This is a genomic window from Streptomyces chilikensis, from assembly GCF_001642695.1.
In the GTDB taxonomy this organism is placed as follows: Bacteria; Actinomycetota; Actinomycetes; order Streptomycetales; family Streptomycetaceae; genus Streptomyces; species Streptomyces chilikensis.
Genome location: NZ_LWCC02000005.1, coordinates 1,142,013 through 1,165,039 on the forward strand (window position 1 = coordinate 1,142,013; position 23,027 = coordinate 1,165,039).

The following is a 23,027-nucleotide window of genomic DNA, read 5'->3' on the forward strand; positions in this document are numbered from 1 at the left end:
GGCCCCCGGAACCGACCGGTCAGGTCGGTTCCGGGGGCCTTGGCGTGGCCTGGGCCGCGCGGGGGCCGAAGGGCCCGGGGCGACGCCCGTGCCCGGGCTCAGGCGGTGAGCGTCCTGGGCTTGTGGGCGGGCCGCTTGGCCTCGAAGGCGGCGATGTCCGCCTCCTCGCGCAGGGTGATGGAGATGTCGTCGAGACCGTTCAGCAGCCGCCAGCGGGAGTTCTCGTCCAGCTCGAAGGCCGCGGTGACGCCCTCGGCGCGCACCTCGCGGGCCTCGAGGTCGACGGTGATCTCCGCGGTCGGGTCCTTCTCGACCAGCTCCCACAGCGCGTCCACCACGGACTGCTCCAGCACCACGGTGAGCAGGCCGTTCTTCAGCGAGTTGCCCCGGAAGATGTCGGCGAAGCGGGAGGAGACCACGGCCTTGAAGCCGTAGTTCTGCAGCGCCCAGACGGCGTGCTCGCGGGACGAGCCGGTGCCGAAGTCGGGGCCGGCCACCAGGACGGTCGCGCCCTGCCGCTCCGGGCGGTTGAGCACGAACTCCGGGTCCTTGCGCCAGGCCTCGAAGAGCCCGTCCTCGAATCCGTCCCGGGTCACCTTCTTGAGCCAGTGCGCGGGGATGATCTGGTCGGTGTCGACGTTGCTGCGGCGCAGCGGGACGGCCCGGCCGGTGTGAACGGTGAAGGCTTCCATGTTCTCGCGTTCCTCGGTTCCAGTTCCAGATCTCTCAGACGCCGGCGGGGACGGGCGCGTCGGTCAGGTCGGCCGGGGAGGCCAGCCGGCCCAGGACGGCGGTGGCCGCGGCCACCGGCGGGGAGACCAGGTGGGTGCGGCCACCCTTGCCCTGACGTCCCTCGAAGTTGCGGTTGGAGGTGGAGGCGGAGCGCTCGCCGGGGGCGAGCTGGTCCGGGTTCATGCCGAGGCACATCGAGCAGCCCGCGTGCCGCCATTCGGCGCCGGCCTCCTTGAAGACCACGTCCAGGCCCTCGGAGACCGCCTGCAGCCCGACCCGCGCGGAGCCGGGGACGACCAGCATCCGCACGCCGTCGGCGACTTTGCGTCCCTTGATGACCTCGGCGACCGAACGCAGGTCCTCGATGCGGCCGTTGGTGCAGGAACCGACGAAGACGGTGTCCACCTTCACCTCGCGCAGCGGCGTGCCGGCCTCCAGGCCCATGTACTCCAGGGCCTTCTCGGCGGCGAGGCGCGCGGACGGGTCCTCGAAGGAGGCGGGGTCCGGCACGGAGGCGGAAAGCGGCGCGCCCTGGCCCGGGTTGGTGCCCCAGGTGACGAACGGGGCGAGTTCCGCGGCGTCGATGACGACCTCGGCGTCGAAGACCGCGTCGTCGTCGGTGCGCAGGGTCCGCCAGTACGCGACGGCGGCGTCCCAGTCGGCGCCCTCGGGGGCGTGCGGACGGCCCTCGAGGTAGGCGAAGGTGGTCTCGTCGGGGGCGATCATGCCCGCGCGGGCGCCGGCTTCGATCGACATGTTGCAGATGGTCATCCGGGCCTCCATCGAGAGCTTCTCGATGGCGCTGCCGCGGTACTCCAGGACGTAGCCCTGACCGCCGCCGGTGCCGATCTTCGTGATCACGGCCAGGATCAGGTCCTTGGCGGTGACCCCCTCGGGCAGCTCGCCGTCGACGGTGATCGCCATGGTCTTCGGGCGGGCCATGGGCAGCGTCTGGGTGGCCAGCACGTGCTCGACCTGCGAGGTGCCGATGCCGAACGCCAGCGCGCCGAAGGCGCCGTGGGTGGAGGTGTGGGAGTCGCCGCAGACCACGGTGGTGCCGGGCTGGGTCAGTCCCAGCTGCGGTCCCACCACGTGGACGACGCCCTGCTCGACGTCGCCCAGCGAGTGCAGCCGGACGCCGAACTCGGCGCAGTTCTTGCGCAGCGTCTCCAGCTGGGCGCGGGAGACCGGGTCGGCGATCGGCTTGTCGATGTCGAGCGTCGGGGTGTTGTGGTCCTCGGTGGCGATGGTGAGGTCGAGGCGGCGCACGCTGCGTCCGCTCTTGCGGAGGCCGTCGAAGGCCTGGGGGCTGGTCACCTCGTGAAGCAGGTGCAGATCGATGTAGAGGAGGTCGGGCTCGCCCTCGGCGCGCCGGACGACGTGGTCGTCCCAGACCTTCTCCGCCAGTGTCCTACCCATCGCTTTCCCTTCGGCGGGGACCTCGTCGGCCCCGCACTTCTTGAGACTCAGGTGGCGGCCGCCCGAGCAGCGACCACGACGCCATGCGTCCAGAGTGGCGGGTTCCCGGGGAAAGTGAACTTGCGTTTCACAGAGTGAGACGCGAGTATCGTTGCATGGACAACAGCAGCGGCGTCGGCGTTCTGGACAAGGCCGCCCTTGTACTGAGCGCTCTCGAGTCCGGTCCGGCCACCCTCGCGGGTCTGGTCGCGGCGACCGGACTGGCAAGGCCCACGGCCCATCGGCTGGCCGTGGCACTGGAGCACCACCGCATGGTGGCGCGCGACATGCAGGGCCGTTTCATCCTCGGCCCCCGCCTGGCCGAGCTGGCCGCGGCGGCCGGCGAGGACCGCCTCCTGGCCACCGCCGGCCCGGTGCTCACCCACCTGCGGGACGTGACCGGGGAGAGCGCCCAGCTCTATCGCCGCCAGGGCGACATGCGGATCTGCGTCGCCGCCGCCGAGCGCCTGTCCGGACTCCGGGACACCGTGCCCGTGGGCTCGACGCTGACCATGAAGGCCGGCTCGTCGGCGCAGATCCTGATGGCCTGGGAGGAGCCGGAGCGGCTCCACCGGGGCCTGCAGGGCGCCCGGTTCACCGCCACCGCGCTCTCCGGCGTGCGGCGCCGCGGGTGGGCCCAGTCCATCGGCGAACGCGAGCCGGGCGTCGCCTCGGTGTCCGCCCCGGTGCGCGGTCCGTCGAACCGGGTGGTGGCGGCCGTGTCCGTCTCCGGTCCGATCGAGCGCCTCACCCGGCACCCGGGCCGGATGCACGCGCAGGCCGTCATAGATGCGGCCTCGCGGCTCTCCGAGGCCCTGAGGCGCGCCGGCTGACCCCGGACGGCCCGCGTCCGCTCGCCGAGCGGGGGCGGGCCGCTCCCGCACCGCCCGCTTCCGCCCCGTCCCGTTCGCCGGCACCCGAGGACCGGCACACGAGAAAGGGTCCCGTTCCTTGAACGGGACCCTTCTCTTCGTGTACCCCCGACCGGATTCGAACCGGCGCTACCGCCTTGAGAGGGCGGCGTGCTAGGCCGCTACACAACGGGGGCGAGGATCATGCGTTTCCGCAGATCCGAGCTGGTCTACCTGGACTCGAACCAAGACTAACTGAACCAGAATCAGTCGTGCTGCCAATTACACCATAGACCAATTACATGGTTAGACCAGTTTGTACCCCCGACCGGATTCGAACCGGCGCTACCGCCTTGAGAGGGCGGCGTGCTAGGCCGCTACACAACGGGGGCCTTTTGGCGATCCTCCGAAGAGAATCAGTACCCCCGACCGGATTCGAACCGGCGCTACTGCCTTGAGAGGGCAGCGTGCTAGGCCGCTACACAACGGGGGCTTTGCAGATGAGCTCTGCGAGCTGGCCTACCTGGACTCGAACCAAGACTAACTGAACCAGAATCAGTCGTGCTGCCAATTACACCATAGGCCACTGGAACGCAAGCCCCACACTGGGGGATCTTGTTCTAGTTTTGCGCTTCCGGTCCCGGACTGTTCGGCCCGTTCCCCTCGGCGCAGGAAGAACATTACCCGAAGGTTGACCGTGCTCCAAAACGGGATTCCGTCCCCAGCACGGAGGGCAGCTCCGCCAGCGAGCGGATGCGCCGCCAGGAGCGCTCCCCCGCGCCGTCGCCCTCCTCGGCCGGGTCCTCGCCGTGCCGGTCGATCCACACGGAGAGCAGGCCGGCCTCGGCGGCGCCCCGTCCGTCGATCTCCGGGTGGTCGCCCACGTAGGCCACTTGTTCCGGCGGCAGCCCGAGAGCGTCGCAGGCCGCGTGGAAGGCCTCCGCGGCGGGCTTGGAGACGCCCAGGTCGACGGCGCAGAGCACCGCCTCGAAGCGGTCCAGCACGCCCAGCGTCCGCAGCTTCCGCTCCTGCACCAGCAGGCTGGAGTTGGAGAGCACGGCGTGGCGGTGGCTGGGGACCAGGGCGTCCAGGGCGGGGAGGAAGTCCGGGAAGAGCGCCCAGGCGGACTCGTAGTGGACGATGTACCGCGCGAACCAGGCGTCGGCCTCGTCGTCGTCGAGGTCCCGGCCGGTGAAGGCCCGCACCCGCTCCCGGCAGTGCTCCTCGTAGGTGAGCTCGCCCGAGGCCACCCGGGCCCAGTGGTGCTCGGTCACCTCGAACCAGCGGGCGAGGGCGTGGTCAGGGCTCTCGAAGGCCGACGACAGGCCCTCGGCGACGACGTGCGCGGCGATGCCGCTGCGGTCGGCCGTGCGGTAGTCGAAGAGTGTGTCGTCCACGTCCCACACGACGGCATGGATCGTCATGGTTCGACGGTACGCCCCCCTCGCGCGTCCTGTCTCCGTTCCGGCTCGGCGGGCTCCCGCGGCGGCAGCCAGGCGACGTGGCCGCCGCCCAGTTCGGCGGGACGCCAGCCGCCGGCGTAGCCGGGCGGGCGGCGGCCGTCCACCGTGATGACCGCGAGCGGCTGGGAGCGGCCGAGGCGCAGCAGCCCGGCCACCGTGATGCTGCCGTCGTGGCCGCCCGCGGGCTGCCGGGAGGAACAGCCCGCGTAGTAGGCGACGGGCACGAACTGGTCGCCGGTGACCACGCACGGCGGGCGGACCCCGAGCCGGTGCAGCTCAGCGGCGACCGCGGTCAGTTCCTGGTGCTGGGCCCGGCTGCGTCCGGTGACGGTGACCGCCACGGCGAGCTGGACGGCCAGGTGCCCGAGGAGCAGCAGTGCCAGCCCGCCGCCGAGCAGGACGCGGGCGCGGCCCCTGGTCCGGCCCACGGCGCGGACGGCGGCGACCAGCGCCTCGGCGACCGGGACGGCCAGCAGGGCGTAGGCGGGGAGCAGGAAGCGGGGGGCGGCGTAGTCGATGGTGAACAGGTAGGTGACGGCGAGGGAGGCGGCGACGACGACGGCGAGGACGGAGGCGGCACCGCGTCCCGCCCGCCGGGCGGCGACCGCCCCGGCGGCGGTGACCACGGGCAGCAGGAACCACCACAGGGCGGTCCAGCGGTGGTTCCAGGGCCCGGTGCAGGGACGGCACAGGGTGCGGCCGACCAGGGAACGGGCCTGGTCGTCGACCGCGAAGCGCAGGCCCATGCCGCCCTGGATCTCGCCCGCGCGCCGCAGCCGGGCGAGCGGTCCTCCGTAGGACTGGTACGCCTCGATCACCCAGGGCAGCGCGCCCAGGACCAGCCCGGCGGCCAGCAGCAGCGGCACGGCCCGGTGACCTCGCCAGGCGGGCACCAGCAGGGCGGCGGCCGCCAGCGGCAGGGCGAGCCAGAGGCCGTCGGCCGGGCGCATCACGGCGACGAAGGCGACGGCCGCGGCGGCGAGCCAGGGGGCGCGGCGGTCCTCGGCCGCACCGGGGCGGCGGCGGACGGCGCGCAGGAACCAGCCGGTGGCCGCCAGCGCGCCCAGGGCGCACCAGACGTTGGGCATGGCGCGGGGGCCGTAGAAGAGGGTGACCCACAGGCCGGCGAAGAAGAGCCCCGCGGTGCCGAGGACGGCGGGCGGGAGCAGGGTGCGCCAGGCGCGCAGGGCGACGAGCAGTCCGAGGCCGGCGAGCACGGCGAGGTGGACGCGGAGCGCCGCCGGGGAGGCGGCCGGGTCCGTGAACGCGGCGACCGGGGCGCTCAGCCAGCTGATGCCGCGGGCGCGGGGGGCCGAGAAGAAGGCGACGGGGGTGTCACCGCCCTCGACCTGGGTGACGTAGACGATCTCGTCCCAGCCGAGGCCCGTGCCGGGGATCAGGACGAGCTGGGCGGCGGTGAACACGGCCGCCGCCGCCGCGGGCCACAGCGTTGCCGGTCGCACGTCCATGAGGTGAGGCATGGACACCAGCTTGCGGGCCGGAGGGCCTCCACGCGCAGAAGGCGCGGGTACGGCGTGCCGCACGAGGGGGACGGCGCGAGGCGCGACCGCGGCCGGGCGCGGGGCGCGCGTGTTCCCCGCCCGGGGTCAGGGCGGGGAACTCTCGCAGCCCACGGGCGTCAGGCGCTCTTGACGGCGGAGATGTCGAAGCGGAGCTTGATCTTGTCGGAGACCAGCACACCGCCCGTCTCGAGCGCGGCGTTCCAGGTGACCCCCCAGTCGGAGCGCAGGATCTCGCCCCGGCCCTCGAAGCCGACGCGCTCGTTGCCGAACGGGTCCTTGGCGGCGCCCTGGAACTCCAGGTCGATGGTGACCTGCCTGGTGACACCGAGCAGGGACAGGTCGCCGGTGACGCGGTAGTCGTCGCCGCCGGCGGCCTCGATCCGCGTGGAGCGGAAGGTCATGGTCGGGAACTCGTCGGTCCTGAAGAAGTCCGCGCTCTTGAGGTGGCCGTCGCGGTCCGCGGAGCCGGTGTCGATGCTGTCCATGACGATGTCCAGCGAGGCGGTGGACCTCGACGGGTCGGAGCCGTCCAGGTGGAGGCTGCCGGTGAACTCGCGGAACTGGCCCTTGACGTTGGTCACCATCGCGTGGCGGGCGACGAAGCCCAGCGTGGTGTGCGACGGGTCGACGGTGTAGTCGCCGGTCAGGGCGGCGAGGTCCGGGCTGACCGGGGTGTTCTCGGCGACGGCGTCGCTGCGGCTGAAGATGCCCATGGTGTGCTCCTCGGGATCGGGACGGCGGATGGGGCGGGACGGAGCCGGAAGTCGTCGGTTGAAGATTCAACGACCTTCGACGTGTCCGAAGGTAGCGCGATTCTGTTTAAGATTCAACCGAACGGACCGGGGAGTTCTTCCGGCTTCACCCTGTCGGCCGCACCGGCGCACCGGCACGGGCCGTCCCCCGGGCGGAGCACGCCCTTTGTGACACCCCTACAACCGCACGGGCGGTACGACAGGAGGAACGCCTGCACGGCCCGGGTCTTCTGTTCGGTAGCACCAGGAAATCGCGCCGGACACTGTACGGAGTCGATGGCCCTGCCCCTCAGGAACGCTCCGTAAGGTCGCTGCATGACCGTTGTGGATGAGGCGCTGGGTGAGCCCACGGAGGACCTGAACGAGCCGGCCGACGCACGGGGGCGCGCGGCGGAGCTGCGCGAGATCCGGGCGAGTGCGCTGGCCGGGCCGAGTGAGAAGGCGACCGCGGCGCAGCATGCCAAGGGGAAGCTGACGGCGCGGGAGCGGATCGAGTTGTTGCTCGATGCGGGTTCGTTCCGTGAGGTGGAGCAGTTGCGGCGGCATCGGGCCAGTGGGTTCGGTCTGGAGGACAGGCGGCCGTACACCGATGGCGTGGTGACGGGGTGGGGGACGGTCGAGGGGCGGACGGTGTTCGTCTACGCCCACGATTTCCGGATCTTCGGCGGGGCGTTGGGGGAGGCGCACGCGACGAAGATCCACAAGATCATGGACATGGCGATCGCGGCGGGTGCGCCGCTGGTGTCGGCACGGGCGCCCGGTGACGGAACCGGGCGCCCGTGCCGCGGGGACGCCCGCGCCGCGGGGCCGTCGCGCGGGTCACACCGCCGCGTACACCGCGTTCAGGTACTCCGCACCCGTCTCGGAGCCCACCAGCCCCGCCTTCATCTCGTTCATCACGTAGCAGAAGGTCATCCGCCGCTCCAGGTCCATCACGATCTGCGAGCCGCCCCAGCCGCCCCAGAAGCAGATCCGCCCCTCGGGGACGAACGGCACTCCGGCCGGCTCCGGGAGCGCGTACCCGATGCCCCACCGCAGGGGCATCGCCAGCACCTGGTCGATGCCGTGCGCCTGCTCGCGGAAGATCAGCTCGACGGTCTCCGGCGACAGCAGCCGCACCCCGTCGACCTCGCCCCCGCGCGAGACCACGGAGAGGACGCGCGCGACCGAGGCCGCGTTGCCGTGGCCGTTGGCCCCGCCGATGTCGGCGAGCCGCCACTCGGGGGTGTTCGCGATCTCCGCCTCCAGCGGCGCTCCCATGAGCGTCTTCACCAGCACGCTCTGCGGGTCGATGGCGCTCGGGTCGATCGCCAGCGGCGGCGGCGGGACGATCTCGGCGCAGCGCCCCCAGTCCGCCTCCCTCGCGCCGATCTGGAAGTCCGCGCCCAGGGGGCCGGAGATCTCCTCGTCCACGAACCGCTTCAGCGGCTTGCCGCTCACCCGCCGCACCACCTCCCCGACCAGGTGCCCGTAGTTGAGCAGGTGGTACCCGGATCCCTCGCCCGGCGTCCACCACGGCTCCTGCGCCGCGAGGTGGGCCGTGGCGCGCCCCCAGTCGAAGAGGTCGGCCGCCTCGAACGGCGCGGCCCAGCCGGACACCCCCGAGGTGTGGCCCAGCAGGTGCCGGACGAGCACCCCCTCCTTGCCGCCCGCGGCGAACTCCGGCCAGTACTTCGCCACCGGGGCGTCGACGTCCAGCTCCCCGCGGTCCACCAGCATCAGCGCGGCGAGCGAGGTCACCGTCTTGGTCGTCGACCACACGTTGACCACGGTGTCCCGCTGCCAGGGCCGGGTGCGCTCCCGGTCGGCGTGACCGCCCCACAGGTCGATCACCCGGTCGCCGTCGATGTCCAGGTACACCGACACCCCGGTCTCCGCGCCGATCGCCAGGTTCGCCTCCACCGCCTCCCGCACCGCCGCGAAGCGCTCGTCCACGTATCCGCTCAGATCAGCCACGCGCTGTCCCTCGTCCTCTCCCTGTCCGGGGCCGACCCGACCGTCCGCCCCGCCGACGTCAGAACAGTAGAAGCGCGGGCCCCGTCGGGGAACGACCGGGACGCGATTCGGTGCACATGCACATACCGCGCGGCGGACGCGTGGACGGGCAACCGCGGGCCCGGCGACGCGCGAGGGGTGGCGACGCGTGAGGGGCGGCGACCGGGATACCCCGGTCGCCGCCCCTCACGGACGTCCGGCGTCAGGCCGCCAGCTTCTCCAGCGCGGCGTCGACGCGGGCCAGCGTCCTCTCCTTGCCCAGGACCTCCAGCGACTCGAAGAGCGGCAGGCCCACCGTGCGGCCGGTGACGGCCACCCGGACCGGGGCCTGCGCCTTGCCCAGCTTGAGCCCGTGGGCCTCGCCGGCGGCCAGGACGGCCTCCTTCAGGGACTCCGCGGAGGACCAGTCGGCGGCCTCCAGCTTCTCGCGCGCCGTGCGCAGCAGCGCGTCCGAGCCCTCCTTCATCGCCTTGTTCCAGGAGGCCTCGTCGAAGACCGGCTCCGGCAGGAACAGGAAGTCGACGTTGGCGGTGATCTCGGAGAGCACCCGCAGACGGGTCTGCGCGTGCGGGGCGATCGCCGCCCACCTGGCCTCGTCGAAGTCCTCCGGCGCCCACGGCGCGTACGGCGCCCGCAGCCACGGCTCGCAGCGGGCCGCGAACTCCTTCGGGTCGAGCATCCGGATGTGGTCGCCGTTGATCGCCTCGCACTTCTTCAGGTCGAAGCGCGCCGGGTTGGGGTTGACGTCCCCGAGGTCGAACGCGGCGACCATCTCCTCGATCGAGAAGACGTCACGGTCGGCGGAGAGGGACCAGCCCAGCAGGGAGAGGTAGTTGAGCAGGCCCTCGGGCAGGAAGCCCTGCTCGCGGTAGAGGTTCAGGGAGGCCTGCGGGTCGCGCTTGGAGAGCTTCTTGTTGCCCTCGCCCATCACGTACGGCAGGTGGCCGAACGCGGGGACCGCCTTGGCGATGCCCAGCTCGATCAGCGCGCCGTAGAGCGCGATCTGCCGCGGGGTGGAGGAGAGCAGGTCCTCGCCGCGCAGGACGTGGGTGATCTCCATCAGCGCGTCGTCGACCGGGTTCACCAGGGTGTACAACGGGGCGCCGTTGGCCCGGACGATGCCGTAGTCCGGCACGTTCTCCGGGGTGAAGGTCAGCTCGCCGCGGACCAGGTCGTCGAAGGTGATCGGGGTGTCCGGCATCCGGAAGCGCACGATCGGCTCGCGGCCCTCGGCCTCGTAGGCGGCGACCTGCTCGGCGGTCAGCTCGCGGCAGTGGCCGTCGTAGCCCGACGGCCGGCCGGCCGCGCGGGCGGCCTCGCGGCGCTCGTCGAGCTCCTCGGCGGAGCAGTAGCAGTGGTAGGCGTAGCCGCCGTCCAGCAGCTTCCGCGCGACGTCGCGGTAGATGTCCATGCGCTGGGACTGACGGTAGGGCGCGTGCGGGCCGCCCACCTCGGGGCCCTCGTCCCAGTCGAAGCCCAGCCAGCGCATCGCGTCGAGGAGCTGCTGGTACGACTCCTCCGAGTCGCGGGCCGCGTCGGTGTCCTCGATGCGGAAGACCAGGGTGCCCTGGTGGCGCCGGGCGTACGCCCAGTTGAACAGGGCGGTGCGCACCAGGCCCACGTGGGGGTTGCCGGTGGGGGAGGGGCAGAAACGAACACGGACAGGAGCGCTAGCCACGCTTGACAACCTTGTTGGTGAGAGTGCCGATGCCTTCGATGGTGACGGCGACCTCGTCGCCGTCCTGGAGCGGGCCGACGCCCGCCGGGGTCCCGGTGAGGATCACGTCGCCGGGGAGGAGCGTCATCGCCGCCGAGATGTTGACGACCAGGTCCTCGACCGGGTTGACCATCTGCGCGGTGCTGCCCAGCTGGCGCTGCAGGCCGTTGACCGTGCACTGGACCGTGAGGTCGGCGGGGTCGAGGTCGGTCTCGATCCAGGGGCCCAGGGGGCACGAGGAGTCGAAGCCCTTGGCGCGCGCCCACTGCTGCTCGCGGCGCTGCACGTCGCGGGCGGTGACGTCGTTGGCGCAGGTGTAACCGAGGATCACGTCCCTGACGCGCTCCCGCGGCACCTCGCGGCACATCCGCCCGATCACCACGGCCAGCTCCGCCTCGTGGTGGAGCTCCTGGGAGAACGACGGGTACCGGATGACGTCGCCCGAGCCGATCACCGAGGTGGAGGGCTTGAAGAAGGCGAACGGTTCCTCGGCCGCCCGGGAGCCCATCTCCGCCGCGTGGTCCGCGTAGTTGCGGCCGAAGGCGACGACCTTGCTGGGCAGCACGGGCGGCAGCAGCCGGACCTTGCTCAGCGGGACCTTGGTGCCGGAGAGCTCGAATTCCGCGAACGGGATGCCCTTGATGATGTCGAGGACGAGCTCGTCCTGCTTGTCGCCCTCGACCGCGCCGAAGGCGACGTTCCCGTCGATGGAGAATCTGGCGATGCGCACGGGATTCTGATGCCCCTCACTGAGCTGCCGGCCGGAGTCTGACGCTCCAGGCTAACGCGGCGCAGGGGGCCCGGGTGGCGCGCCGCCCGGTCGGTCCGGCCGGGCGGAGGGGGGCCGGCTACTCGGCGGTGGCGCGGACCGGGACCTCGTTGAGCACCGTGCGCCGGGGGTTGGCGGTCTGCGCCGGCAGCTCGACGGAGTGCTCCCGCTCCTCGCCGAGCAGGTGCGCGGCGTCTTCCAGGTGCGCCAGGGTGGTGCGGCGCGGGTTGGCGGTGATGCGAGAGCTCATGTTCGTCTTCACTGTCGATCGGACCCCTCTGGACGGGTGCTGCTGGGGGAGCGGCCGCCGACGGCACGCCGACGGTTCCTGTAAAGGGTCAGGCTAAAACGTCAGACTAAACGCGCGATTCCCCGCCCAAGCCGTGAAGGGTCAGTGAATCCCTAGTGATTTTCCTCACTCAAGGCCCCGCCATTCGGGGCAGACCGGGTGAAAGCGGACTCCGTTCCATAGCGGACATAAGTAAGTGAAAGTCTCCATTCCGCTCCTGATCATGGCGACTGGGACACCGGGCCGGGTCGGGTGGAACCTGGGCATAGGTCCGCTTTGTCCGACACGGGGCTCGACGAGGGGTGACAGGCCACTCACGCGGTGTCATCTGGGTCACGGCCTCCCCTGCGGGCCTTGTTGAGGATCGGCCACTGTGCTGGAATTCCACGGACCGTCGTGGGACCCAGCCGACGCTCAGGTGCGGGAACCGCTCCGGGCGGCCGGTCGGGAGGGGGAAGAAGCGCCGGTCCATCACGACCACGACGGTCACTTCACGACCGACAACGGGGGCGCAGCCCGAACGCGCCCCTCACACGCCGACACCGTCCCTCCCTCTCCGGGGGGACGCCTGGTCCAGAGGTTGCGACGCTAGTGCAGGGACGTTTCAAGAGGGATGGCAGCGCTTCGGCGGAGCCGGAGCCACACAACGGGACCGCACGCGGTGCCTCGCCCCAGCACGCCCAGCCCCCGGGCCAGGGGCAGGCCGCCGACGAGGCCGCCCCGGCGCTGAAGCCTGCCGGCAGCGGGTCCACCGGCCCGGGTGCCCGCATGGCCCTGCGCAACTGGCGCATCTCCACCCGCCTGGTGTCGCTGCTGGCGCTGCCCGTGGTCGCCGCGACCACCCTGGGCGGTCTGCGGATCAGCGACTCGCTCGAGGACATGCAGCAGCTGGAGAACATGCAGCTGCTCACCGAGATGACCAAGCAGGCCACCGAGCTGGCCAACGCGCTCCAGGAGGAGCGCGACGTCACCGCCGGCCCGCTGGCCCACGGCGCCAAGGACTCCGACTACAAGGTCAGGACGCCGCGGGAGAAGACGGACAAGGCCAAGGACCAGTTCCTCAAGGACACCGAGACCGTCGACGACAACCTCGGCGAGGGCGACCTCCAGGGCGTCCGCGACAGCCTCGTCGGCCTCATCGTCGAGCTGCGCGGACTGGACAAGCTCCGCGAGAACGCCTACGACGCCGAGGGCAACTCCACCCAGACCGTCGAGTCCTACCACCGGCTCATCACCCAGCTGCTCGAGCTGTCCACGGACATGGCCGAGGCCACCAGCAACCCGGAGATGATCCAGCACACCCGCGCCCTGGCCGCCTTCTCCTCCGCCAAGGAGTACGCGTCCATGCAGCGCGCGGTCATCGCCGCCTCCCTGCCCAAGGACGCCTCGTCCTTCGCGGACCTCTCCGAGAACGACCGCCTCTACGGCGAGGCCGCCCGCGAGGGCGAGAAGAGCGAACTCGACACCTTCGGGACCATCTACGGCTCCGGCCAGCAGAAGATGCTCGAGCCGCTCGAGAACAACAGCGTGATCGAGGTCGCCGACAAGTACTCGAACACGGTCCTCAGCCCCAACGGCAGCCGCAACGTGGGCAAGCAGTCCTACCAGGACTGGGTCGACGACGCCTCCACCAAGCTCGAGTCGATGGGCAGCATCGAGCACACCCTCCTCGAGGAGATGGAGCAGAAGGCCCGCGAGCTCCAGGACGAGGCCCAGCGCGAGGCCCTGATCTCCGGTGTGCTGATCCTCCTCGTGCTCGGCGTGTCCCTGGTCGGCGCCTTCGTGGTGGCCCGCTCCATGATCCGCTCGCTGCGCCGCCTCCAGGACACCGCGACCAAGGTCGCCAAGGACCGCCTGCCCGAGCTGGTCAAGCAGCTCTCCGAGTCCGACCCGCAGGACGTCGACACCACCGTCGAGTCGGTCGGTGTGCACTCCCGCGACGAGATCGGCCAGGTGGCCGCGGCCTTCGACGACGTGCACCGCGAGGCGGTCCGCCTCGCCGCCGAGCAGGCCCTCCTGCGGGGCAACGTCAACGCGATGTTCACCAACCTCTCGCGCCGCTCGCAGGGCCTCATCCAGCGCCAGCTGACCCTGATCTCCGAACTGGAGTCCCGCGAGGCCGACCCGGACCAGCTGTCCTCGCTCTTCAAGCTGGACCACCTCGCCACCCGCATGCGCCGTAACGGCGAGAACCTCCTCGTCCTCGCGGGCGAGGAGCCCGGCCGCCGCTGGACCCGCCCGGTCCCGCTGGTCGACGTGCTCCGCGCCGCGGCCTCCGAGGTGGAGCAGTACGAGCGCATCGAGCTGGCCACGGTCCCCCAGACCGAGATCGCCGGCCGCGTCGTCAACGACCTCGTGCACCTGCTCGCCGAGCTGCTGGAGAACGCCACCTCGTTCTCCTCCCCGCAGACCAAGGTCCGGGTCACCGGTCACGCGCTGCCCGACGGCCGCGCGCTGATCGAGATCCACGACACCGGCATCGGCCTCTCGCCGGAGGACCTCTCCGCGATCAACGAGCGCCTCGCGGCGCCGCCCACGGTGGACGTCTCGGTCTCCCGGCGCATGGGTCTGTTCGTGGTCGGCCGCCTCTCGCAGCGCCACGGCATCCGCATCCAGCTGCGTCCCTCGGACTCCGGCGGCACCACCGCGCTGGTCATGCTCCCGGTGGACGTCGCCCAGGGCGACAAGAAGGCGCCCGTCGGCAAGGGCGGCCAGGGCGGCGGCGGTGTCGCCGCGGCCGCGGCCGGCGCCGCCGCGGCCCGCCGCAGCACCGGCGCGGCGATCGCGGCGCCGCCGCGGCCCGCCGCAGCACCGGCGCGGCGATCGGCGCGGGACAGGCGTCCCGTCCGGCGCTGCCCGGCCGTGACTCCGGCCCCGGCGGCTTCGGCAACCAGGGCGGTCCCGGCGGCTTCGGCCAGGGCGGCCCCGGTCAGGGTCGTGCCGGTGCGGGTGCCGGCTTCGGCGGCCCCTCCGCGCAGGCCCCGGCAGGACAGGCCCCGCAGGGCGGTTTCCCGTCCGCTCCCGCCCCGCAGCAGGGCCGCGGCCCCGTCCCGGCGCAGCGCTCCGCCTCCGCCCCGCACCCCGGCCAGCAGGGCCAGGGCATGGGCCAGGGTCAGGGCATGGGCCAGGGCATGGGCCAGGGTCAGGGCATGGGCCAGGGCCCCGGCGCGGGGCAGCAGAACCGCGCGCAGGGCGGCCGCCCCGGCCAGCGCCAGCCCCAGCTGCCGCCGCCCGGCGTCCAGCGCCCCGAGCTGCCGGGCGGCCCCGCCCAGCAGTCCGACGCTCCGCGTGGCCACGACGACTTCGGCCAGACCGCGCAGATGCCGCGCGTCGAGGACCACGGGGCGGGCTCCACGGCCCAGTTCCCCCGCCCGGACTTCGACGCCCCCGCCCCGCAGCAGCAGCCTCCGGCGGCCGGCCGCCGGCACCCCCAGCAGGGCGGCCGTCCGCAGGCCCCGCAGGCCCCCCAGTACGGCGGCGCCGGCGGCCAGTACCCGCAGCAGGGGTACGGCAACGTCCCGCAGGACCCGTCGTCGACCGGACAGTTCCCGGCCGACCCGTCGTCGACCGGCCAGTTCCCGGTCCAGGGCCAGTACCAGGCCCAGGACCCCGCGAGCACCGGCCAGTTCGCCCAGCCGCAGACGGACCGGCACCCCCAGCAGGCGCAGTACGGCGGCTACGGCGCGCAGCAGCAGCCCGCCCAGGGCGACCTGCCGCCGTCCGCCGGCCGCCCCGACGGCGGTACTCCGCTGTTCGACTCGCTGGAGACCAACTGGTTCCGCGGTCAGCAGGCGGAGCAGCAGGGCCAGCAGCACCGGCCGCAGCAGCCGCAGGCCGGCCGCCCCGGCCCGCAGCAGCAGGCGCCCGGCCAGGCCCGGCAGCCACAGCAGCCGCAGGCCCAGCAGGGCCGGCCGCAGCAGCCGGGCCAGCAGCAGCCGCAGCAGCGGCCCGGCGCCGGGGCCACGCCCCAGCGGCCGTCCGCCGCCCCCTGGCGCAGCTCGCCCAACGACGAGCTGTCCCGCCAGGCCGAGCGCGCCCGCAAGCCCAGCGCGGGCGGCGTCACCACGTCCGGCCTGCCGAAGCGGGTGCCCAAGGCGAACCTCGTCCCGGGCACCGCGCAGCAGAACCAGCACACCGGCGGGCCGCAGGTCTCCCGCGCGCCCGACGCCGTGCGAGGCCGGCTGACCAACCTCCGCCGGGGCATCGCGCAGGGACGGCAGGCCTCCTCCGGCCAGACCGGTTCCTACCCCAGCCCCACTCACCAGCAGGAGCGCTAGTTGAGCCCGATGAGCCAGGCGGCACAGAACCTGAACTGGTTGATCACGAACTTCGTGGACAACACGCCCGGGGTCTCCCACACCGTCGTCGTCTCCGCCGACGGTCTGCTCCTGGCGATGTCCGAGGGCTTCCCGCGCGACCGCGCCGACCAGCTCGCCGCGGTCGCGTCGGGGCTCACCTCGCTGACCGCGGGAGCCTCGCGGATCTTCGAGGGCGGCCACGTGAACCAGACCGTCGTCGAGATGGAACGCGGTTTCCTCTTGATCATGTCCATCTCGGACGGTTCCTCGCTGGCCGTGCTGGCCCACCCCGAGTGCGACATCGGCCTGGTGGGCTACGAGATGGCTCTCCTGGTCGACCGCGCAGGCGCCGTGCTCACGCCGGACCTGCGCGCCGAGCTCCAGGGCAGCCTTCTCCGCTGAGCCCTTCCCGCGCCATGTGACCGTCCCCCACCGTCCGGCCGTCAGCTTCGCAACCCCCCACCGGCCTGCGGCACTTCCATCCGACTTGCTGTCCGCCCGGAGGATGCATGAACCCGCCACCCGCCGCTCACGATCCGTACAGAGACCAGTACGGGGAAGAGGGGCCGCTGGTCAGGCCCTACGCCATGACCGGCGGCCGGACCCGGCCGCGCTACCAGCTCGCCATCGAGGCGCTGATCAGCACGATCGCGAATCCGGCACAGACGCAAGGGCTGCTCCCCGAGCACCAGCGCATTTGTCACCTCTGCCGGGAGGTGAAGTCGGTGGCGGAGGTGTCGGCCCTGCTGTCCATGCCCCTGGGCGTGGCACGGATCCTCGTCGCCGACCTCGCCGAGGCGGGCATGGTCGCCGTCCACCAGCCGGGCGGCGACGAGAACAACGGCGGTGCACCGGACGTGACACTGCTCGAAAGGGTGCTCAGTGGACTTCGCAACCTCTGACGGGAGCCGGGCGACCACCTCGGCGAAGATCGTGGTGGCGGGTGGCTTCGGCGTGGGCAAGACCACGTTCGTCAGCTCCGTCTCCGAGATCGACCCGCTGCGTACGGAGGCCGTCATGACGTCCGCCTCGGCGGGCATCGACGACCTCAGCCACACGTCCGGGAAGACGACCACCACGGTCGCCATGGACTTCGGCCGCATCACGCTCGACCAGGACCTGATCCTGTACCTGTTCGGCACCCCCGGACAGGACCGGTTCTGGTTCATGTGGGACGACCTGGTCCGCGGCGCCATCGGCGCGGTGGTCCTGGTGGACACCCGGCGCCTGGCCGACTGCTTCCCGGCGGTCGACTACTTCGAGAACTCCGGCCTGCCGTTCGTCGTGGCGCTCAACAACTTCGACGGGCACCAGCCGTACCAGCCGGAGGAGGTGCGCGAGGCGCTGCAGATCAGCGCCGGCACCCCGATCATCGCCACCGACGCCCGGCACCGCGCCGAGGCGAAGGGCGCCCTGATCAACCTGGTGGAACACGCCCTGATGGCGCGGCTGCGCTAGCGTGCGGACGGTACGGAACCCGGCCGCGCCCACGGGCGCGGCCGGGTTCCGCCGTACGGCGCGCGGAACGGCCCGGGGAGCACGACGGGCGCGCCGTGGTGAAAAGCGGCTATGACGTGCCTCAACAGGCCCTTGTGGCCTTGGCCACGCACTGGCCGGTGTTCATAACATTTCGACAGAGATATGGGCCACCTCCTGCGACAGCGCGCGTTCGCGTGGTGCCACAGCGCGCACGAAGGACCCGCCATTTGCCGGGCGACGGTCCGTATGTCCTGTTTGCGAGACCGTTCTCCCGCAGCTCTCCGTCACGTCCGGACGTTTGGAACTGTCCGTACCGGCGTGCTGGAATGCCAGAACTGCCCATTGGTCACAAGGGCCCAGAGATACCGCGGCACGACGAAGGTGCCGACCGCCGAGAGGTTGTTGGTCGAGTGAGGCGAAGCAAGAACGGACCCGAGCCGTCGGCGCGGGGCAACTTCACGCCGCCCCCGCGGGCGGACGAGTTGCCCGGCTCCGAGCCGGTCGCCACGCCGGAAGCGGGCGGCGGACGTCTTTCGCCCCGCAACTGGCGCGTGCGGACGCGTCTGAACGCGATCATGCTCATACCCGTGGTCCTCGGTCTCATTCTCGCCGTGGTCGAGGTCAAGGGCTCGATCGACACCTGGCAGGAGGCCGAGGACGCGGCGGCCACCGCGCGCATCGTCCGCGGCGCCCTGGACTACGCCGACGCGCTGTCCGAGGAGCGCGACCGCACCGCCGCCCCGCTCCTCGAGGGCAAGGGCAAGAACAACCCGGTCGTCAAGGAGACCCGCGAGCAGACCGACAAGGCGGCCGCGGAGTTCAGGACCCTCCTGGCCGAGCTGCCGGAGTCGGACACCCTCGAGCGCCGCCGCGACCTGTTCGTGGAGGCCGAGAAGCTCCTCCCGAACCTGCGGGAGGGCGCCTACACGGCGAAGCTCCCCGGTACGAACACGGAGGAGGGGTACGTCAAGGTCATCCACCCCCTCATGGACTTCGCCAACGAGCTCACGCTCGACGAGGGCAACGTCGTCTCCTACGGCCGTACCGCGTACGCCATGTCGCTGACCAAGGGCGCCCAGTCGCTGCAGCGGTCGATCGGCACGCACGTCCTGGTGAAGCCGGACGAGGACGAGTCGTCGCGGATGTCGCAGCTCGTCACCCTCTCCTCCTACGCCTACCTCGAGCGCATCGCGATCGAGGAGTACACCGGCGCGGGCCGTGACGAGGACGCCGAACGCCTCAACGCCGAAATGGTCGAGGTCAAGCGTCAGTTCGAGGAGACGGCGTCCGCGACGCCGTTCCACAAGAACATGACGGACACCACCGAGATCATCAAGGCGATCCTGGCCTACGACCCGGGCACCCCGGTGGGCAAGGCCACCCTCGAGAAGATGGGCATCAACGCCAAGACCTGGCAGGAGATCAACGACCCGAAGTTCGAGGCCTACGGCAAGATCGAGTCCGACCTCGCCGACGCCGCGGTGGAGGGCTCCCAGCAGGTCGCCGACGACGCCAGGACGGCCGCCTTCGTCGCCGCCGGCGCGGTGCTCGTCGCCCTGATCGCCGCCTTCGTCCTGGCCGGTCTCGTCGCCCGCCAGATGAGCCGCTCGATGCGCGACCTGCGCAACGCGGCCTTCGACGTCGCCGAGCAGCGCCTGCCGATGCTGGTCGACCAGCTCTCGCGCACCGATCCGGGCCGGGTCGACACGCGTGTGGTCCCGATCCCGATCAACACCACCGACGAGATCGGCGAGGTCGCCCGCGCCTTCGACCAGGTCCACCGCGAGGCGGTCCGGCTCGCCGCGGAGCAGGCCCTGCTCCGGGGCAACATCAACGCGATCTTCACCAACCTGTCGCGCCGCAACCAGTCGCTGATCGAGGGCCAGCTGACCCTGATCACCGACCTGGAGAACAACGAGGCCGACCCGGACCAGCTGGAGAACCTCTTCAAGCTGGACCACCTGGCCACCCGCATGCGCCGCAACGGCGAGAACCTCCTGGTCCTCGCCGGCGAGGAGCCCGGCCGCCGCTGGGACCAGCCGGTCCCGCTGGTCGACATCCTGCGCGCCGCCTCCTCCGAGGTGGAGCAGTACGAGCGCATCGAGCTGGCCGGCGTTCCCGAGGCCGAGATCCACGGCCGCGCCGTGACCGACCTCGTGCACCTGCTCGCCGAGCTGCTGGAGAACGCCACCACGTTCTCCTCCCCGCAGACCAAGGTCCGCGTCACCGCGACCCGTCTGCCGGACGGCCGCGTGATGATCGAGATCCACGACAAGGGCATCGGCCTCACCGCCGAGGACTTCGCGGACATCAACCACAAGCTGGCCAACCCGCCGACCGTGGACGCCGCGATCTCCCAGCACATGGGTCTCTTCGTGGTCGGCCGCCTGTCGGACCGGCACGGCATCCGCGTCCAGCTCCGCCCCTCGGGCGAGCAGGCCGGCACCACCTCGCTGGTCATGCTCCCGGACGACATCACCCACGGCGGCACCGCCCAGGACGTGCCGGCCGACGAGTTCACGGTCTCCCAGATCATCCCGAAGCAGCAGTCGCAGCAGACCTCCGAGCAGGCGCCGCTGCGGACCGCCGCCGAGCTGGGCTTCGACGACACCCGTTACCAGCAGGGGCAGGAGGACGTCCGCGAGCTCGACCCGGTCGGCCGCCAGATGCTCCGCGAGGAGCGCCGCGCCGCCCTGGAGTCCCAGCACCGCCAGGGCTACGACGACGGCCAGGGCTACGACGAGGGCCAGGGACAGGGCTACGACGACGGCCAGGGCTACCAGGACGGCCAGGGCTACCAGAACGGTCAGGACGGCCAGGGCTACCAGGACGGCGCCTACGGTCAGCAGGGCTACCAGGAGCAGCAGCAGTACGACGAGTCGTACTACGCTGCCGACGGCTCCGGGAACGGCTACTCCGAGCAGGGGTATGCGGAATCCGGTCAGGGCCAGCTCCAGGGCGCCGGCCAGGAGGGCTACCAGAACTACGGCGAGCAGTCCTACCAGGAAGACTGGCAGCAGCAGCAGGGCTACCAGAACGGTTACGGCGACGGCTACGGCGCGGAACCGGAATCCCCTCGGGGTCCTGACGCGGGCATGCAGAACGGCGTAGGCTTCGGCCAGGGCCCGGCGACGACCGAATCCGGACTTCCGCGACGCGGAGGCTTCGGCGGCGGCGCCGGTCAGGGCAACGGCCAGGAGCAGGCTGCCGCGGGCGACGACTGGCGTTCGTCCAACGACGACCGCTGGGAGTCCGCCTCCAAGCTCCGCAAGCCCAAGGCGGGCGGAGTGACCTCTTCCGGCCTGCCGAAGCGGGTACCCAAGGCGAACCTCGTGGAGGGCAACGCCGAGGCGACCCCGCAGGGCGGCCCGCAGGTCTCCCGCAACCCCGACGAAGTGCGGGGCCGGCTGAGCAACCTGCGGCGGGGCGTCCAGCGCGGACGCACCGCAGGCAACGAAACGAACGGCCAGGCCGACGGGAACCAATTCCGTGGTCCTGACAGCACCTACAACCAGGAGCGTTAGTGTGAGCCCGATGAGCCAGGCGGCGCAGAACCTGAACTGGTTGATCACCAACTTCGTGGACAACACCCCGGGTGTTTCCCACACCGTGGTGGTCTCCGCCGACGGCCTCCTTCTGGCGATGTCGGAAGGCTTCCCGCGTGACCGCGCGGACCAGCTGGCCGCGGTCGCCTCGGGTCTGACCTCGCTGACCGCGGGAGCCTCGCGGATCTTCGAGGGCGGCCATGTGAACCAGACGGTGGTCGAGATGGAGCGGGGATTCCTCTTCATCATGTCCATTTCGGACGGTTCGTCTCTTGCCGTACTGGCCCACCCCGATGCGGACATCGGTCTCGTGGGGTACGAGATGGCCCTTCTGGTCGACCGTGCAGGTACGGTACTTACGCCGGATCTTCGTGCTGAGCTTCAGGGAAGCCTGCTCAACTAGCAGACACCCCGTGCGCCTTGGCGTCCCGAGACCGTAAGGTTTCGGGACGCGGCTTCCACACGTTGGGTGGCCCGGCACAGTTGGAGGAGGAGAGAGAGTGGCAACATCCCCAGGCGGTCCGAACCCGGGCGGCTGGTCGTACGACCAGGGCCAGAACGGGCAGCACGGCGATCAGTCGTACGACTTTTCCTCCGCTGCGAGCCACACGCATCAGCAGCCGTACACGCCCCAGCACCCGCAAGGGCCGGGTCACGGGCAGCATTCCCCGTACGGGCAGCCGGCTGCCCCGTACGACCGGTCCGTGGCTCCGCAGCGGCGCGGTCCCGAGCCGTCGTCCGCCGGCCAGCCGTCGGCCAAGAACCCCCTGGTGCGCCCGTACGCGATGACGGGCGGCCGTACCAGGCCCCGCTACCAGCTCGCCATCGAGGCGCTGGTGCACACCACCGCGCAGCCGCACCAGATGCAGGGACAGCTTCCCGAGCATCAGCGGATCTGCAACCTCTGCCGGGAGATCAAGTCGGTCGCCGAGGTCTCGGCGCTGCTGCAGATCCCTCTCGGTGTGGCCAGGATCCTCGTCGCCGACTTGGCGGAGGCGGGCCTGGTCGCGATCCATCAGCCGGGCGGCGACGAGAACGCCGGCGGCCAGCCAGACGTGACACTGCTCGAAAGGGTGCTCAGTGGACTTCGCAAGCTCTGACGGTGGGTCCTCCCGCTCCACCACCTCCGCGAAGATCGTGGTGGCGGGCGGCTTCGGCGTGGGCAAGACCACGTTCGTCGGCGCCGTCTCGGAGATCAACCCGCTGCGCACGGAGGCCGTCATGACGTCTGCTTCGGCGGGCATCGACGACCTCACCCACACCGGGGACAAGAAGACCACCACGGTCGCCATGGACTTCGGCCGCATCACGCTGGACCAGGACCTGATCCTGTACCTGTTCGGCACCCCCGGACAGGACCGGTTCTGGTTCATGTGGGACGACCTGGTCCGCGGCGCCATCGGCGCGGTGGTCCTGGTGGACACCCGGCGTCTCGCCGACTGCTTCCCGGCGGTCGACTACTTCGAGAACTCGGGTCTTCCCTTCGTCATCGCCCTGAACGGCTTCGACGGCCACCAGCCGTACCAGCCGGAAGAGGTGCGGGAAGCGCTGCAGATCGGGCCGGACACCCCGATCATCACCACCGACGCGCGGCACCGGGCCGATGCCAAGTCGGCGCTCATCACGCTCGTGGAGCACGCCCTGATGGCCCGCCTCCGCTAGTCGCGGGACCCTCCCGGAACCCGGCGACGCCCCACGGCGCCGCCGGGTTCCGTCGTTCCGGGCACCGGTGGCGCGGGCCGCGTCACGCGGGTGCGCGGCGGCCGGCGCGGTGGTGCCGCCGGGCCCCCACGGACACGGGAAGGCCCGCCCACCCCCTCGAGGGGGTGGGCGGGCCTTTCGTCGTTCCGGGCGAGGTCAGCGCCAGCTGTGCGGGGCGCGGAAGCCGGGCTCGCGCTCCAGCCGCCGCCAGGCGGCCCGCACGGACCCTCCGCCGTGCCACGGGGCCTCCGGGGCCGGCCCCGCGCTCGCACGGGCCAGCAGGATGGCCGTGAGGGCCGCGACCTCCTCCGGCTCGGCCTGTCCCTTCTCGACGCGAATGTCCACCGGTGTGCTCATGAACGTGTCTCCCTACTGCCCTACTGGGGCGGGTTGCCGTGTTTGCGGGACGGCAGGTCTGCGTGTTTGGTGCGGAGCATGGCGAGGGAGGTGATGAG

The 23,027-nt window shown here is 71.6% G+C and carries 18 protein-coding genes, 5 tRNA genes and 2 pseudogenes; 10 read left to right on the forward strand and 15 right to left on the reverse strand.

Annotated features, from left to right (window positions below; all coding sequences use genetic code 11):
* Positions 1-98 precede the first annotated feature (98 nt).
* Positions 99-692, reverse strand: coding sequence for a 3-isopropylmalate dehydratase small subunit (leuD, locus tag A2U95_RS05115; protein ID WP_166021028.1), 594 nt, complete (start codon positions 690-692; stop codon positions 99-101).
* Positions 693-726: 34 nt separating this feature from the next.
* Positions 727-2,151, reverse strand: a complete 1,425-nt coding sequence (gene leuC / locus A2U95_RS05120) for a 3-isopropylmalate dehydratase large subunit (RefSeq protein ID WP_166021029.1) — start codon at positions 2,149-2,151, stop codon at positions 727-729.
* 155 nt (positions 2,152-2,306) lie between these two features.
* Here leuC and ndgR point away from each other — a divergent pair, with 155 nt between their 5' ends.
* The gene (gene ndgR, locus A2U95_RS05125) at positions 2,307-3,023 is read left to right on the forward strand and encodes an IclR family transcriptional regulator NdgR (protein WP_166021030.1); all 717 of its coding nucleotides are present in this window, start codon (positions 2,307-2,309) and stop codon (positions 3,021-3,023) included.
* Between the two features lie 142 nt (positions 3,024-3,165).
* On the opposite strand, the gene A2U95_RS05130 is transcribed toward ndgR, so the two are convergent.
* The 8 genes from A2U95_RS05130 to A2U95_RS05165 form a co-directional block, all read right to left on the reverse strand.
* A tRNA-Glu gene (locus tag A2U95_RS05130) sits at positions 3,166-3,238 on the reverse strand.
* 28 nt (positions 3,239-3,266) lie between these two features.
* Positions 3,267-3,338: transfer RNA gene (locus A2U95_RS05135), tRNA-Gln, on the reverse strand.
* Between the two features lie 22 nt (positions 3,339-3,360).
* Positions 3,361-3,433: transfer RNA gene (locus A2U95_RS05140), tRNA-Glu, on the reverse strand.
* 28 nt (positions 3,434-3,461) lie between these two features.
* A tRNA-Glu gene (locus A2U95_RS05145) sits at positions 3,462-3,534 on the reverse strand.
* A gap of 21 nt (positions 3,535-3,555) precedes the next feature.
* Positions 3,556-3,627, reverse strand: a tRNA-Gln gene (locus A2U95_RS05150).
* 94 nt (positions 3,628-3,721) lie between these two features.
* Positions 3,722-4,465, reverse strand: a complete 744-nt coding sequence (locus tag A2U95_RS05155; protein WP_166021031.1) for an HAD family hydrolase — start codon at positions 4,463-4,465, stop codon at positions 3,722-3,724.
* Entirely contained in the window at positions 4,462-5,985 is a 1,524-nt protein-coding gene (locus tag A2U95_RS05160) for a hypothetical protein (RefSeq protein WP_166021032.1), read from the reverse strand. The genes A2U95_RS05155 and A2U95_RS05160 overlap by 4 nt, the downstream gene beginning before the upstream one ends.
* A gap of 158 nt (positions 5,986-6,143) precedes the next feature.
* Entirely contained in the window at positions 6,144-6,740 is a 597-nt protein-coding gene (locus A2U95_RS05165; protein ID WP_166021033.1) for a YceI family protein, read from the reverse strand.
* A 354-nt stretch (positions 6,741-7,094) separates the two neighbouring features.
* On the opposite strand from A2U95_RS05165, the pseudogene A2U95_RS05170 reads away from it, so the two are divergent.
* Positions 7,095-7,553 (forward strand): annotated as a pseudogene (locus A2U95_RS05170) (carboxyl transferase domain-containing protein); the annotation flags it as partial.
* 45 nt (positions 7,554-7,598) lie between these two features.
* On the opposite strand, the gene A2U95_RS05175 reads toward A2U95_RS05170, so the two are convergent.
* From A2U95_RS05175 to A2U95_RS05190, 4 genes are all read right to left on the reverse strand, one after another.
* Positions 7,599-8,735: a serine hydrolase domain-containing protein gene (locus tag A2U95_RS05175; RefSeq protein ID WP_166021034.1), complete on the reverse strand. Its 1,137-nt coding sequence runs from the start codon at positions 8,733-8,735 to the stop codon at positions 7,599-7,601.
* A gap of 241 nt (positions 8,736-8,976) precedes the next feature.
* Entirely contained in the window at positions 8,977-10,461 is a 1,485-nt protein-coding gene (gltX, locus tag A2U95_RS05180; RefSeq protein ID WP_166021035.1) for a glutamate--tRNA ligase, read from the reverse strand.
* Positions 10,445-11,221, reverse strand: coding sequence for a fumarylacetoacetate hydrolase family protein (locus tag A2U95_RS05185; protein ID WP_166021036.1), 777 nt, complete (start codon positions 11,219-11,221; stop codon positions 10,445-10,447). Before A2U95_RS05185 ends, gltX begins: the two co-directional genes overlap by 17 nt.
* Before the next feature lie 118 nt (positions 11,222-11,339).
* Positions 11,340-11,522: a hypothetical protein gene (locus A2U95_RS05190; RefSeq protein ID WP_166021037.1), complete on the reverse strand. Its 183-nt coding sequence runs from the start codon at positions 11,520-11,522 to the stop codon at positions 11,340-11,342.
* Between the two features lie 618 nt (positions 11,523-12,140).
* On the opposite strand from A2U95_RS05190, the pseudogene A2U95_RS05195 reads away from it, so the two are divergent.
* The 8 genes and pseudogenes from A2U95_RS05195 (at position 12,141) to A2U95_RS05230 (ending at position 22,533) form a co-directional block, all read left to right on the forward strand.
* A pseudogene (locus A2U95_RS05195) lies at positions 12,141-15,826 on the forward strand (sensor histidine kinase).
* Positions 15,827-16,249 (forward strand): roadblock/LC7 domain-containing protein, encoded by a 423-nt coding sequence (locus A2U95_RS05200; protein WP_151771088.1) that lies wholly within the window; start codon positions 15,827-15,829, stop codon positions 16,247-16,249.
* Positions 16,250-16,356: 107 nt separating this feature from the next.
* The gene (locus tag A2U95_RS05205; protein ID WP_166021038.1) at positions 16,357-16,749 is read left to right on the forward strand and encodes a DUF742 domain-containing protein; all 393 of its coding nucleotides are present in this window, start codon (positions 16,357-16,359) and stop codon (positions 16,747-16,749) included.
* A complete protein-coding gene (locus A2U95_RS05210; RefSeq protein WP_166021039.1) occupies positions 16,730-17,305 on the forward strand; it encodes a GTP-binding protein in 576 nt (191 codons plus the stop codon). The genes A2U95_RS05205 and A2U95_RS05210 overlap by 20 nt, the downstream gene beginning before the upstream one ends.
* Before the next feature lie 431 nt (positions 17,306-17,736).
* Complete coding sequence (locus tag A2U95_RS05215) at positions 17,737-20,850, forward strand: sensor histidine kinase (protein ID WP_166021040.1); 3,114 nt, start codon at positions 17,737-17,739, stop codon at positions 20,848-20,850.
* Between the two features lie 10 nt (positions 20,851-20,860).
* Positions 20,861-21,274, forward strand: coding sequence for a roadblock/LC7 domain-containing protein (locus tag A2U95_RS05220; protein ID WP_166021041.1), 414 nt, complete (start codon positions 20,861-20,863; stop codon positions 21,272-21,274).
* 97 nt (positions 21,275-21,371) lie between these two features.
* On the forward strand, positions 21,372-21,971 hold the full coding sequence (locus A2U95_RS05225; protein ID WP_166021042.1) for a DUF742 domain-containing protein: 600 nt from the start codon (positions 21,372-21,374) through the stop codon (positions 21,969-21,971).
* The gene (locus A2U95_RS05230; protein WP_166021043.1) at positions 21,952-22,533 is read left to right on the forward strand and encodes a GTP-binding protein; all 582 of its coding nucleotides are present in this window, start codon (positions 21,952-21,954) and stop codon (positions 22,531-22,533) included. The genes A2U95_RS05225 and A2U95_RS05230 overlap by 20 nt, the downstream gene beginning before the upstream one ends.
* Before the next feature lie 195 nt (positions 22,534-22,728).
* Here the strand turns inward: A2U95_RS05230 and A2U95_RS05235 are convergent, their stop codons facing one another.
* Positions 22,729-22,929, reverse strand: a complete 201-nt coding sequence (locus tag A2U95_RS05235; protein ID WP_166021044.1) for an acyl-CoA carboxylase subunit epsilon — start codon at positions 22,927-22,929, stop codon at positions 22,729-22,731.
* Between the last annotated feature and the right edge of the window lie 98 nt (positions 22,930-23,027).